At 48.5% G+C, this 13862-nt stretch carries 12 protein-coding genes, 1 rRNA gene and 1 other annotated feature; of the genes, 12 read left to right on the top strand and 1 reads right to left on the bottom strand.

Features of this window, described 5'->3' with window-relative positions; genetic code table 11:
• Positions 1-5: 5 nt before the first annotated feature.
• The 9 genes from rrf to ptsG all read left to right on the top strand — a co-directional run bounded on the left by rrf (position 6) and on the right by ptsG (position 7725).
• Positions 6-120, top strand: a 5S ribosomal RNA gene (gene rrf / locus ATH33_RS12130).
• Between the two features lie 469 nt (positions 121-589).
• A complete protein-coding gene (locus ATH33_RS13980; RefSeq protein ID WP_052186886.1) occupies positions 590-784 on the top strand; it encodes a sigma factor G inhibitor Gin in 195 nt (64 codons plus the stop codon).
• A gap of 562 nt (positions 785-1346) precedes the next feature.
• Positions 1347-2762, top strand: a complete 1416-nt coding sequence (locus ATH33_RS12115) for an aminotransferase class I/II-fold pyridoxal phosphate-dependent enzyme (protein ID WP_170151264.1) — start codon at positions 1347-1349, stop codon at positions 2760-2762.
• Positions 2763-2796: 34 nt separating this feature from the next.
• On the top strand, positions 2797-3423 hold the full coding sequence (gene tmk, locus ATH33_RS12110) for a dTMP kinase (RefSeq protein ID WP_121874457.1): 627 nt from the start codon (positions 2797-2799) through the stop codon (positions 3421-3423).
• A 260-nt stretch (positions 3424-3683) separates the two neighbouring features.
• Positions 3684-4514, top strand: coding sequence for a PSP1 domain-containing protein (locus tag ATH33_RS12105; RefSeq protein WP_037997929.1), 831 nt, complete (start codon positions 3684-3686; stop codon positions 4512-4514).
• 47 nt (positions 4515-4561) lie between these two features.
• Positions 4562-4927, top strand: coding sequence for an initiation-control protein YabA (locus ATH33_RS12100; RefSeq protein WP_037997932.1), 366 nt, complete (start codon positions 4562-4564; stop codon positions 4925-4927).
• Between the two features lie 39 nt (positions 4928-4966).
• A complete protein-coding gene (locus ATH33_RS12095) occupies positions 4967-5254 on the top strand; it encodes a GIY-YIG nuclease family protein (protein WP_037998027.1) in 288 nt (95 codons plus the stop codon).
• Positions 5226-6119 (top strand): 16S rRNA (cytidine(1402)-2'-O)-methyltransferase, encoded by an 894-nt coding sequence (rsmI, locus tag ATH33_RS12090; protein WP_037997935.1) that lies wholly within the window; start codon positions 5226-5228, stop codon positions 6117-6119. The genes ATH33_RS12095 and rsmI overlap by 29 nt, the downstream gene beginning before the upstream one ends.
• A gap of 118 nt (positions 6120-6237) precedes the next feature.
• Complete coding sequence (ptsG, locus tag ATH33_RS12085) at positions 6238-7725, top strand: glucose-specific PTS transporter subunit IIBC (protein ID WP_255347210.1); 1488 nt, start codon at positions 6238-6240, stop codon at positions 7723-7725.
• 266 nt (positions 7726-7991) lie between these two features.
• On the opposite strand, the gene ATH33_RS12080 is transcribed toward ptsG, so the two are convergent.
• On the bottom strand, positions 7992-8264 hold the full coding sequence (locus ATH33_RS12080; RefSeq protein WP_037997937.1) for an AbrB/MazE/SpoVT family DNA-binding domain-containing protein: 273 nt from the start codon (positions 8262-8264) through the stop codon (positions 7992-7994).
• A gap of 353 nt (positions 8265-8617) precedes the next feature.
• Here ATH33_RS12080 and ATH33_RS12075 point away from each other — a divergent pair, with 353 nt between their 5' ends.
• The 3 genes from ATH33_RS12075 to metG all read left to right on the top strand — a co-directional run bounded on the left by ATH33_RS12075 (position 8618) and on the right by metG (position 13822).
• Positions 8618-9571 carry a DNA double-strand break repair nuclease NurA gene (locus tag ATH33_RS12075; protein WP_037997939.1) on the top strand — a complete coding sequence of 318 codons (954 nt, stop codon included), beginning with the start codon at positions 8618-8620 and terminating at the stop codon, positions 9569-9571.
• A gap of 27 nt (positions 9572-9598) precedes the next feature.
• Positions 9599-11455 (top strand): ATP-binding protein, encoded by a 1857-nt coding sequence (locus ATH33_RS12070; RefSeq protein WP_049720798.1) that lies wholly within the window; start codon positions 9599-9601, stop codon positions 11453-11455.
• 92 nt (positions 11456-11547) lie between these two features.
• Positions 11548-11787 (top strand) — a binding site (T-box leader).
• Between the two features lie 61 nt (positions 11788-11848).
• Positions 11849-13822 carry a methionine--tRNA ligase gene (metG, locus tag ATH33_RS12065; RefSeq protein ID WP_037997944.1) on the top strand — a complete coding sequence of 658 codons (1974 nt, stop codon included), beginning with the start codon at positions 11849-11851 and terminating at the stop codon, positions 13820-13822.
• Positions 13823-13862 lie beyond the last annotated feature (40 nt).

The following is a 13862-nucleotide window of genomic DNA, read 5'->3' as shown; positions in this document are numbered from 1 at the left end:
CTTTGTCTGGTGACCATAGCGGAGGGGATCCACCCGTTCCCATCCCGAACACGGAAGTTAAGCCCTCCAGCGCCGATGGTACTTGGGGATGACCCCTGGGAGAGTAGGTCGTTGCCAGGCAATCAAACATCCTGAACCCTCTTAAGCAATTTGCTTAAGAGGGTTTTTGCTTTATGTGGCAAGTTTTTTGCTTCGCAAATTATTTGGATTCCATTTGATTTTGTGGATCTTTACTGCAGACTGATATTGGATCCGAATAGGGTTTCTTTGGTCAGGTGGCCCCGGGATGAAAGAAAAAATAAGAAAGATGACTTCACGTTTTTGATGTCACGTCTTTCAGATGATGATGTCTTTTATGGTCAATCAGGAATTTCATCCGATGTGTATTGGGATCGTGCATAAGTTCTTTTTTCACGGGTTAAATTAGCAAATACACATTTTTTCGGGGAAGCTTTGATAGTAATAGAAGAAAGGAAATGCGAAGCGGGGAATCATCGCGGCGCTTGGCCGGTTCTTTTTGCATAACTGTTTAAATATTGGCGAATGTGGCGAAAATAATGGCAAAGAAGGAAAGAGGCAGGGGATTTGCATGCATGAGAAAAAGGAGTGCATTGTTTGCCGGCAAAAAAGGGAACGTGGCATCAATATATTAAATCGTTTTCTTTGTGATGATTGTGAAAAAGAAATTATTGAATCCGATTCCAATCATATTTTGTATACATATCTGGTTTGGAGAATGCGCTTTTTAATCCATCAGGACGCAGAAAAAGAATTGCACAGATAAGATTTCATCCGGTTGGGGATCGGTTCCGGTGGAAGGAATCCCTACCGGAAGGCGGGATGGATCACCTTTTTTCTGTGGATGAATGATACAAAGATCGTTGAATCATCGGCAGGAAAAAGACAAAGACGAAGGGGCGAAAAAACGCCGGAAAAGATGGTTGCCAAACTTAAAAGATGGCTGCCAAAAACTTATGGAGTCCGTCTGTTATTGGTATAATAAGACGAAGTGGGTTTGGCGATGAATTGAAATGAACCGGTGATTCCATGGTCATGGGGCGGTTGTCATGAAACTGGATCTAATGGGCAAAGCAACGATCTGATGCAACAGAAACGAAAAAGGGATCAGGGCGCGTTGGTCCTCAAGGGAAGCACCGATTGCCGGTGGTTTGGGTGGATGCCGTTTTTTCAAGACCCAAAGCGGTTTCTTTCAAAACCATGTCCTTTTCACCGGACGGATCGTTCAATTGGACGGAGATTTTGTTGCAGAGAAAAAGAAAAAGAGCGAAAACCGTTGAGACTTGAATGTTCAAGTCTTTTTTCTTGTAAACGGAGGGAGAAAAAATTTGGATCAGACGAGAGCGCCAATATTTGATGCATTAAAAGAACATGTGGCACGAAAGTGGATCAATTTCCATGTGCCGGGCCATAAACAGGGGCAAATGTTTGACCGGGAAGCATTGGAATGGTTTCATCCTCTTTTATCCATGGATTTGACGGAAGTGGGGCAGCTGGATGATTTACACCAGCCGACGGGAGTCATTAAAGAAGCCCAGCAGCTGGCGGCGGAAGCTTTTCGGGCAACAACGACTTATTTTTTGGTGGGGGGGACGACCGCCGGCAACTTGGCTGCGATTTTGGCATGTTGTCCATCCGGGGGTTCGGTGATTGTGCAGCGAAGCAGCCATCAATCTGTGTTTCACGGCTGCATGTTGGCAGGAGCCAAGCCTGTTTATTTGAAGACCGGTTTTGATGAATGCGGAGTGGAAAAGCCGGTTTCCCCCCAGGAAATTGAACGGATTTTAAAGGAAGATGATTCGGTGAAAGCGGTGGTCCTGACCAGTCCGTCCTACTATGGCAGGGTTCAACCGGTCCGGGAAATTGCGCAGGTTTGCCACCGGCATCGGGTTCCGCTCATCGTGGATGAAGCCCATGGGGCGCACTTTGGATTTCACAAAGCACTGCCGCAGTCTGCCATGGATTTGGGAGCGGATATTGCTGTTCAGTCCACCCATAAGATGTTGCCTTCCATGACCATGTCGTCCATGTTACACTTGCAAGGCCAAAGGGTTTCCCCTGACGAAGTGCGTCACTGGCTGCGGGTGATCGAATCAAGCAGTCCTTCTTATCCACTGATGGCCTCCTTGGATGTGACACGCCGTCTTATGGCGACAGAAGGGGAAAGGCTCTTGGACCGTTTGTTAACCGATCTGGAATATTTCCGGGGAAATATCCAATCTCTTCAATCTTTGTCTGAGCTAAAAGCGGATGATCCATTGAAATTCACCTTGACGGCCAATGGAAAAATAACGGGATTCCAATTGGCCGATCGGCTGAAACAGGAAGGCATTCATGCGGAATTGGCCGATCCGTTGTCCGTATTGTTGGTTTTGGGTCTGGGAACCACCCGGGAGGATTTAAAGATCCTGTGGAAAGCTCTAAAAAAAATTGATCAATCTCTTGCAGGGATTCCTGCTTCCTCTGCCAAGGTTTCCTTTGCTTTTGCAACGGATACGCAAAAAGTCCGCCTGCCACTGAGCGAACTTCGCCGCCGGTCTTTCCGGGCGGTGCCCTTAAGTGAAGCCGCGGGCAAGGTCGCCGTGGAGATGGTGGTTCCTTATCCGCCGGGAATCCCGGTGGTGCTGCCCGGAGAGACATGGACCCGGGAAGCGCAGGAAACCATTGAAATCATTCTCAAAGGCGGCGGGCAAGTGCGGGGGGTTTCACAACATTTCAATCCCACCGTGAATGTGCTAACCTGAATACGTTGAGCCAAGCGCAGGATGGAGGAGAACGATGAAAGGAAAGTTTATTACTTTTGAAGGTCCGGAAGGAGCCGGAAAAACAACACAAATCAAGCGGGTTCACCAATATTTGCAAAAGCGGCGGGTTCCTTGCCTGGTGGTGCGGGAACCCGGGGGGACCATCATCGGGGATCGTGTGCGGGAAATTTTGCTCGATCCCGGCCGGAGCGAGATGAAATGGAAGACCGAGGTGTTGTTGTATGCCTCTTCCCGTGCCCAGCTTGTCAATGAAGTGATCCGCCCCCATTTGGATCAGGGAATGGTGGTGCTTTGTGACCGCTATATTGATTCAAGCTTGGCTTATCAAGGTTACGGGGCTGAAAAAGATGTGGAGGAAGTGAGAAAACTGAACCAATGGGCCACGGACGGATTGATGCCGGACCGTACGTATTTGCTCGACATCCCGGTGGAAGTGGGCCGAAAACGGCTGTTAAGCCGCGGAGGGAAGAAGGATCGCATGGAGTTGAAAGAGAAAATGTTTCATGAACGGGTCCGCAAAGGGTTCCGGCAAATTGCTTCTAAAGAGCCGTCCCGCTTTTGCACCATCCGTGCGGAACAGTCCGGCGACAGAGTGTTTCAGGAGATCGTGGAGGATCTGAATTCATGGTTTCTCCGTTAATCTGAAATAGAATTTGCTCAACTTTTATCATCGATGATAAAATGTTATCAAAGGTTCTGAGCACTGGTTTGTGCAAAACTTTTGGAACCTGATAACCAAACGGTTGCATAAGATTCCGAACGCGTTGAGATAGATTTTTTCCGAACTTGTTGCAAAACAGGTGATGTTTGCCGCTTGCCTTACCGGCGGATGACTGGCCGATATGCAACCTCTGGCCATACTGGTCTTCAGGGTATTGGCTGTTTTGGAGGGATTGCTGCATGCAAAGAGTAATAGGTGTCCGCTTCCGACAAGCGGGTAAGATATATTTTTTTGATCCACTCGATTTCGAGGTGAAACGCGGAAATTACGTGATTGTGGAAACAGTTCGCGGAATTGAATACGGACAAGTGGTTTCCGGCATACGCTATGTAAAAGATGACGAGGTGGTTTTGCCACTGAAACCGGTGATCCGGATTGCCACGGAACAAGACAAAAAGCAAGTGGAGGAGAATCAAAAGGCAGCAAAATCAGCAATGGGAGTCTGTCTGGAGAAAATACGCAATCACGGGTTGGAAATGAAGCTCGTGGATGCCGAATATACATTTGACCGGAATAAAATCATTTTTTATTTTACAGCAGACGGTCGGGTGGACTTCCGGGAATTGGTGCGGGATTTGGCTGCCGTTTTTCGAACCCGCATCGAATTGCGCCAAATCGGAGTCCGGGATGAAGCGAAGATGCTCGGGGGACTGGGCCCTTGCGGCCGGGTTCTCTGCTGCTCCTCCTTTTTGGGGGACTTTGAACCGGTTTCGATCAAGATGGCCAAAGATCAAAACCTTTCATTAAATCCGGCCAAAATATCCGGGTTGTGCGGCCGATTGATGTGTTGCCTCAAATTTGAAAATGAGGTGTATGCAGAGGCCAAACAGCTCCTGCCCGATTTGGGCGAACAGGTCGTCACCAAAGAAGGAATGGGTAAAGTGATATCAATAAACATGTTGGAGCGTCGGGTTCTGGTGGAACTGGCGGATACCGGCGCCATGGTTGAATATGACATTGAGGATGTAACCATCGGCGGATCTCCGCAGGCCAGCGGAATGAAATCATAGATGAAAAAATCTTAACCGTTTTTGGTGCTTGAACGAGGTGGGGGGGCTTGGACAAGGAAGAAATCTTTAAACGGATCGCGCGTGTCGAAGAACAAATCGGTGAATTATATATCGAATTGGGCGGTCTGAAAGAGCAGATTGTGGAATTGATCGAGGACAACACTCGGCTGGTTATGGAAAATCAACGGTTACAGGAAAAGGAAGAGGCAAGGGTTCTTGCATCAAACCGGGATCAAACCCGGGCAGGAAACAAGGAACAAGACGAAGAAGACGTTGGACAAGGAGTTCATCATCTGGTTGATTTATACGATGAAGGATTTCATATTTGCAATGTTCACTACGGTCGTATGCGCGGTGAAGGGGATTGCCTGTTTTGCATTGCCTTTCTCAATAAATCATCGAAAGAAAAATGACGCCGGGATCCCGGCGTTTTTTTATGCGGAGAGGGGAAAATGTCCAAACCTTATGTCGTTTATATCCTGGAATGCAGTGACGGAACCCTGTATACGGGAATCACCAATCGTTTAAAGCAAAGAATGAAATCCCATCAACAGGGGAAAGGTGCCAAATATACACGCGGGCGGTTGCCCGTCCGGTTACGATATGTGGAAAGAGGGGGCGATAAATCTTGGGCTTTGAAACGGGAAAGAGAAATCAAAAAAATGTCCAGGCGAAAGAAGTGGGAATTAATCAAAAAAAGGGGAGTCATGGATGGAGATTCAAAAGAGTTTCATGAATGAAGGACAAGAAGGGACGCTTTATGTTGTCGGGACCCCGATTGGCAATTTACACGATTTCAGTCCGAGGGCCCGCGAAATATTGGAGCAAGTGGATATCATTGCGGCGGAAGACACACGCCATACCCGCAAGTTGCTCAGCGCGTTCGGGATCCGGGGAACGCTGGTCAGTTACCATGAGCATAACAAGCAATCCAGAGAGCCGGAACTTATCCAAAAGTTGATGGATGGCAAAAACATTGCGCTGGTCAGCGATGCGGGGATGCCCGGCATTTCCGATCCCGGCGAACCGCTCATCCAAAAGGTCACCAGCCGGGGGATTCCCGTGGTTCCGATCCCTGGCCCCAATGCGGCCGTCTCCGCTCTGGTGGCTTCGGGGCTTCCCACACAACCGTTTGTTTTTATCGGCTTCTTGCCCAGGGGAAAAAAGGAACGGAAGAAGGAGTTGGAAAGCTGGCGCTTGATTCCGGCCACCCTGATCTTTTATGAAGCCCCCCACCGGTTGCCGGAGATGTTGAAAGATCTGCTGGAGGTTCTGGGAAACAGGAATGTGGCCATTTGCCGTGAACTGACCAAAAAACACGAAGAATGGTTGAGGGGAAAATTGAGTGACGGGCTGGATTATTTCAAGGAGAAGAAAGCGCGGGGGGAATTTACGATTGTGGTGGAAGGAGCGGACCTTTCCCGGACGGAAGATACGGAGCCGGAAGAAGAATGGCATTCATGGTCCATTCATGAACATGTCGAAAAATATATCAGTCAGGGATGGACAAAGAAAGAAGCGGTGAAGCAAGTGGCCCGGGAACGTTCCCTGCCCAAGCGTGAAGTGTACAACGCTTATCACAAAAACGGGGCGGATGTGGAATAAATCCGGTTGGAATGGAGCAGACAAAAAGAAAAAAGCAAAGGAATTCCAGTAGCATGTCCGTTTCATGTATAATTGAAACGATAAAGGAAGCGGTTTTTTATTTCTGGAGGTGAATCGTTTGAAGAAAAAAGGCGCGCTTCTCGGGGCTTTACAGCGAATCGGGAAGTCATTCATGTTGCCGATCGCCGTTCTTCCGGCCGCCGGGATTTTGATGGGTTTCGGCGCGTTATTAACGAACCAGGAATATTTTGCGGAAGGATCGGTTCCGTATTTTATCGGCGAAGTCTTTAATGCCGGGGGCAGTGCCATTTTTGACAATCTCGCCCTGTTGTTTGCCATCGGGGTGGCCCTCGGACTGACGGGGAATGCCGGTGCATCCGCGTTGGCGGCAGTTGTCGGCTATTTTCTGATGAGCAAAGTAGTTTCCCTCGGCAGCACCGAATCGATGGAATTAAACACGGGAGTGCTGGGCGGAATCATCGCCGGGGCCATTGCGGCTTATATGTACAATCGCTATCACGATATAAAACTGCCGGACTGGCTGCAATTCTTTGGCGGCAAGCGTTTTGTCCCCATTGTCACTTCCTTGGTCATGGTTTTGGTCGGTCTCATCTTTCTGGTGGTTTGGCCGCCGGTTCAACAGGCGATCAATGCCGGCGGAAATTGGATTATCGGGCAAGGAGCCATCGGGCTTTTCTTGTACGGGGTGTTTAACCGTCTGCTGATTCCTTTCGGACTGCATCATATTTTAAATACATTGGTCTGGTTTAACATTGGTGAATACACGACCGAAGCCGGCAATGTGGTTACCGGGGACATCCCCCGTTTCTTTGCTCAAGATCCGTCTGCCGGAATCTTTATGACCGGATTTTATCCCATTTTGATGTTTGCGCTGCCGGCGGCATGTTTTGCCATGCTGCATGAAGTAAAGCCGGAACGTCGCAAACTGGTTTCGGGGATTTTGATCAGTGCGGCGCTGACGGCATTGATCACCGGAATCACCGAACCCATTGAGTTCTCATTTATGTTTGTCGCACCTTTTCTTTATGTCATTCATGCCATTCTTACCGGAACTTCCATGGCAGTGGTTTACCTGCTTGGAATCCGCCACGGATTTTCCTTTTCAGCCGGGGGCATTGACTTTTTCCTGAATATGCATCTGGCAACCAAACCGTGGCTGTTGGCATTGGTCGGGATCATTTATGCGGTGATTTATTATGTGGTGTTCCGGTTGTTAATCCGTTGGATGAATTTGAAAACGCCGGGACGTGAAGATGAAACGGAAGACGGCGCGGAGAAACAAAAACAGGCCCGATCCGATGAAGACGAATTGGCCAGGAAGGTTTTGGCAGCCATCGGTGGAAAAGAGAATATCGACCAATTGGATGCTTGTATCACCCGGTTAAGGATGACGGTGAAAGATGAAGACAAACTGGATGAGGAACAATTGAAAAAACTGGGGGCTTCCGGAGTGATCAAAGTAGGTTCCGGGAACTTCCAAGCCGTTTTCGGAACCAAATCCGAACAATTGAAGGACCGGATCTTACAATGGATTCAAGCCGAAGAGCAGCAAGAAACCGGGGAAAAACCGGAGGAAAAGCAATAACCGGCATAAAAAAAGCGAGGTTCAACTGATGAGCCTCGCTTTATCTTGAGCGTGCAGAAGAGTTTCATGCGAAATGAATTGTGACATGCAATTGGCAAACTTTTGGAACAACAAAGAAATCATTTCCGTAACCCTGTATTTTTTATATGTATGTGGTCGGATGATGATTGCTAAAATGAAACAAAAAAGTGAAATTCTATCCTTCAAGCGGGAAAGCACGTGAGTCGAGAGGGAAGGAAATGATTTTGTTTATAACAAATTTTTCCTTAGTCTGCGTAGACTTTTTCACCATGGATCATTTGATACATCTCTTCGATACATTTTTTGCTGACAACTTTATTTTTATAGCGAACGGTGTCTTCCACTTCGCCACTGAAAATGCAAGCGGGTTCATATTTTTTCAGAACAATCCGTTCACCGTCAACATAAATTTCCAGGGCGTCTTTTTCGCCAATTCCCAGTGTTCGACGTAATTCGATAGGTATAACAACACGGCCAAGTTCGTCTACCTTACGTACAATGCCCGTAGATTTTAACATTTTCCGAATCTCCTCTCAACGAAATCTGGTTTTGGGAAATTTTTCTCTTTGAATTGACGTCAAATTTCGACATCGACGTTAAGTTCATCATACCAACGATTCCCATAACAGTCAATATAACTAGAGGATTTTTATAGAAAATTCCTTAATAATATTAAGGATAAAATATATTTAGATAGAAAAAAGTTTAACATCTATCTATAAATATTTATTTTGTTAATATCGCGCCGATTTATGATAAGTCTTGTTGTTTTCTAAGATTTCTACAAAAATAGATGATAGAAAATGACAGCTTGGCGATAACCAGCAACCGCCGGAAGATTGGCGGCCAACCCATATAAGGAGGGGTGGGATTGTTACCCGTATCCGTTGAACTGAAGAGGAAATTGGAATGGTTGAATGATTCATTGAAACAAGCTTTTCCTTTGCAATCCCTCGATAAATCCGCCATACGGAAACGTTTGAAAGAAGCAGGCGCTTTTTATTCCATTGAAAAATGGAGCGGCGAAGAGATCAAAGATTTTCTCCAAGAACGGTTTCTGGTCGGTGTCGATGGTTCGGTAAACTCCACCAAAGGCTCGCAAACCCGCACCTTGTCCGTTTTCCAGGCATTGGCCAAAGCCACCAACGGGAAAGAAAAGTGGGCAGCGGATGTGTATACGCCGCTTTTAAAAGGAGATGAAACCAAAGAGGGCAATGCGGCCAGCGAAGCCCGCAAAAGAGGAGATCTGTTGTCCCGTCTCGAAATGCAGGTCACGATGGAGGCGATGGAAGACTGGGCTCCACGGGTCGTGATGTTGGACGGTTCTTTGCTGCACTTCTATATATCGGATGCAAAAAGCTGGGAACAAGTGGCGCAAATGGCGGAAAGCCAAAATTCGCTTCTGGTTGGGGTTTCAGAGGAAATTGAGACTCGGACCTTGGTTCATGCCTTTTTTCCCGAGTATCCGGCATTGACCGACCGTGATTTGTTGTACGGGGTCCTGCAAGAAGGGGAAGCGTTTGAATGGGAAGCGTGGAGCCCGTCGGGAAGCCGCATGTGGAAAATGGCTTTTCGGACTTCCAAAAGCCCGCAACCGATTGGACTGGACGGATTGAAGTCCCAGTGGGAAGACCGGTGGAACCTGGCAAGGTTGGTTTACAGCTTGACGCCGGAGCAGGGACGGGGCATCCCTTACTGGCTGGACATTGTGGACAATCAGGTGAGGGTTACCGACCCGTTGGTGGAAACCATGGTGGAACAGTACATTGATCCTGAACTGCGTTACCGGCTGTTGCAAAGCAAAAGAAAAGAACGGATGATTTAGAATCCGATGGAACAGGAGAGATCGATCATGCAAGTGGTAGGTGTCACCACTCAACAGGAAGTTTATGTTGTCTCCCGGGAGCGGAAGTTCCGCATCAACGAAATTCTGGTCATTGAAGACCCTGCATTGAACCATCCGCAGGGAGAAGTGGTGGAAACCATGTCGTACAACCGCCTGATTCCGATGGGGCTGGATAAATCGTTGGTGGACGGGCAAGTGATTGATACATTGGAACAAATCGGCTATGACATTGAATCGGATGAAATCAATCTGGCGAAGCTGCGTCTGTATGAGGAAGCCCCGCATCCGGTGCGGACCGGGTGTCCCGTCCGTTTGCCTTCATTTGAAGAAGTGCGCCATCTCCTTGTCAAAACGTCCCCGGATGAAGGAATGACGTTGGGGGAAATCCGGGGAACGGAATCCATGGCGGGGACGATTTCTGATGATTTAAAAGACCGGGTTGTGATGATGGAGCACGGCGAGTTGAGGCCACAAGAAGGGGTTCCCTTCATTTTTGACATTCAATCGATGCAACAGTATCCGCATGTCGGCATCTTTGGCGGATCCGGATCGGGAAAATCATTCGGCTTGCGGGTGATGTTGGAAGAATTGATGAAACTCCGGATTCCCGCGCTTGTGTTTGATCCGCACTTTGAAATGGACTTTTCCGACCCGGCTCCCGGATTATCGAACCAGGCTCCGGATTTTCGGGATCTTTTTGTAACGGTGCAAATCGGCAAAGAAGTGGGGATTTCTTTTTCCGATTTGTCAACGCGGGATGTGGTGGAACTGTTGCGGGCCGCCGGAAGCCAGCTTTCCGATTCCATGGTGAATGTGATCCAGATGTTGCACCGGCCCCGGGACAGTTTTGAAACGTTCAGCGATCGCATCGGCAATTTGGTGCAAGCCCTCGATGAAGGGAAACAAGGTTTGGAAAGACAGTTAAGAAAGAAAGAAGATTTGACACCGATGGATGTCCAACGGATTCAGGAATTGATGCAATTGTTGCAGCAATACGGTTCTTTGCCGCCTTCTTCCGTCAAAGGAGTGGACTGGCGTCTGAAACGTCTGGACAAAGCCGGATTGTTCCAGCGGGATATCCGGTCCATTGAACAGGGACTGGAGCAAGGAAAGCTGGTGGTCGTCCAGGGGAACGCCTGGATCCTGCAAGTTTTTGCCACTTATGTCACCGGTACGCTGTACCGGAAACGCCGTGAGTATAAAGATGCGCGAATGAACGGGGAGGAAGGGCATTTCTTTCCGCCATTTGTCATCGTGACTGATGAAGCTCACAATTTTGCCCCCAAATCGCTCGATTCCCCGGCGAAGTCGATTTTAAAGGAAATCGCGCAGGAAGGGCGGAAATACGGTGTCTTTTTGTTCCTGGCAACGCAACGCCCGACATTGCTGGATGAGACCATTACCGCCCAGCTGAACACCAAATTCGTATTCCGGACCGTTCGGGCCACGGATATTGCCACTTTGCGGGAAGAAACGGATTTGACCCCGGAAGAAGGGAAGCGGCTTCCTTATTTGCGCTCGGGGGACACCTTTGTTTCGTCAGCCGCTTTTGGGCGGACGGTGTTTATCCGGATTCGTGCCGCCTACACCCAAAGTCCCCATTTGGCCAATCCGTTTGACGAGCTGAAACGGTTTTCCGCACAACAAGACCAAAAATTGCTGGATACGCTGACGGAATCTTTGCCGGTGTTTGAAACCGACCTGATGCAAGTGTTGAGCCGGGTCAATCAGGAATGCGGGCTGAATTGGGATGTGCACCGGCTGAAGCAGGAACTGGAACGTCTTTCCCAATCCGGAAAATTGACGAAACATGAAACGCCTTTTGCAGTCCGGTACGACCGCGGAGAAGGTTTGAAAGTTTAAAAAGAGAGGATCCGGTTCAAACTATGAGACAGGAACCGGAGCTTTTCAAGGTCTTTTTTGTGATGTATAATTAAATGACAAATTAAACACTTGCCGATTCGATGACGGGGATGAGTAGTGGGTGGAAGCTATGGACAGAGAGCCGGGACAGGTGAAAGCCGGCATAGCGGAAGCCGATGAAATGGCCCCCGAGTATTCTCTTTGAACCGGACCGTTGTCCCAAAGTAGGAGAGAACGTTTTCCCGCGTTACGGGAGCAGAGTGGGTGATCGCCTTTTCTTGTGCGATGAAGCCAAATTGGGTGGTACCGCGAGACCGGATCTCGTCCCAACGTGGACGGGATTTTTTATTTCCATAGAAACCAAGTCTGATTTGACGGAAAGGGGTTGCCAAGATGGGAGACAAAAAGAAAACTTTCTATATTACAACGCCGATTTATTATCCAAACAGCCATTTGCATATCGGCCATGCTTATTCAACGGTGGCCGGGGATGCCATGGCCCGGTACAAACGGTTGCGCGGTTATGATGTCATGTACCTGACCGGAACCGACGAGCACGGGCAGAAAATCCAAAAAAGTGCGGAAGCGGCCGGGAAAGACCCCCAAACTTTTGTCGACGAGATTGTTGCCGGCATCCAAAAGTTGTGGGGGGCCTTGGATATCTCATACGATGACTTCATCCGGACCACTGAACCCCGTCATAAAAAAGTGGTGCAAAAGATCTTTCAGAAACTGTTGGATCAAGGGGATATTTATCTGGGGGAATATGAAGGATGGTATTGTGTGCCCTGTGAATCTTTTTTCACCGATCGCCAGGCGGAAGGCGGAAAATGCCCGGATTGCGGCAGGGACATCCAGAAGATCAAGGAGAAAAGTTATTTTTTCCGGATGAGCAAGTATGTCGACAAACTGCTTGCCTTTTATGAAGAAAACCCGGATTTTATTCAACCGGAATCCCGGAAGAATGAAATGATCCAAAACTTTATCAAGCCCGGGTTGGAAGATCTCAGCATTTCGCGGACGACGTTTGACTGGGGAATTCCCGTCGCCAGCGATCCGGAACACGTGGTCTATGTATGGCTGGATGCACTTACCAACTATATTACGGCCATCGGTTATCTGTCTGATGATGAAGAGCAAAGAGCCCGGTTTGAAAAGTACTGGCCGGCTGATGTCCACTTGGTGGGAAAAGACATTGTCCGTTTTCACACCATTTATTGGCCGATTTTCCTGATGGCTTTGGGGCTTCCGCTGCCGAAAAAAGTGTTCGGCCACGGATTTTTCCAAGTGATGGGCGAAAAGATGTCCAAATCCAAAGGAAACGTGATCGATCCGATTCCGTTGATCGAACGCTACGGGCTGGACTCGGTGCGTTATTATTTGCTTCGCGAAGTTCCGTTTGGAGCTGACGGGGTCTTTACGCCGGAAGCCTTCGTGGAACGGGCCAATGCTGATTTGTCCAACGACTTGGGGAATTTGTTGCATCGCACCTTGGCTATGTTGAACAAGTATTTTGACGGGGTTGTGCCGGAACGGGTGGAAAACGCAACCGAACATGACCAAAAACTGGTTGAAAAAGCCCGCGAAACGGTACATAAAGTCGAAGAAGCCATGGAAGAATTGCAGTTTTCGGTTGCCCTTTCGGCCATTTGGGAGCTGGTTCGTTTCGGAAACCGTTATATTGAAGCGACCCAGCCGTGGAATCTGGCTAAAGATGAAGAAAAACGTAGCACCCTGGGTTCCGTGCTGTACCATCTGCTGGAAGAACTGAGAATGGTCAGCATTTTGATTCAGCCTTTCATGACCCAGGCGCCGGCGAAAATGTGGGAACAATTGGGGATTGAGGATGCGAACCTGACCACCTGGGACAGCTTGTACACCTTCGGGGCGTTAAAGCCGGGGACGAAAACCAAAAAAGGTCAGCCGATTTTCCCGCGTTTGGATGTAAAAAGCGAAGTGGAGGAGATCTTAAAAATGATTGGGAACACGCAACAAGTGCAACAAAAAGAGGAGAAAAAACAAGAAAAACAGAAAAAAACAGAGGGTCTGATTTCCATCGACGACTTCGCCAAAGTGGAACTTCATGTGGCGGAAGTGCTGGAAGCGGAACCGGTTGAAAAAGCAGACCGGCTGTTAAAGTTGCAACTTGATTTGGGATCGGAAAAAAGACAAGTGGTTTCGGGAATTGCCAAACACTATCAACCGGAAGAGTTAAAGGGAATGAAAGTGATTTGTGTCACCAACTTGAAGCCGGTGAAATTGCGCGGTGAATTGTCGGAAGGCATGATTTTGGCCGCCTCGGAGGGAGAACGCCTGGTGCTTGCGACCGTATCCGGGGACATTCCGAACGGCACGAGAATCAAGTAAACCGGCATGCCTTCCGCAACAGGGATAGGAGGACGATCGG

It is taken from the genome of Thermoactinomyces vulgaris (assembly GCF_003688725.1).
GTDB classification, from domain to species: Bacteria; Bacillota; Bacilli; order Thermoactinomycetales; family Thermoactinomycetaceae; genus Thermoactinomyces; species Thermoactinomyces vulgaris.
The sequence above is the reverse complement of the archived record's forward strand: the minus strand, read 5'-3'. Positions and strand labels throughout refer to the sequence as shown.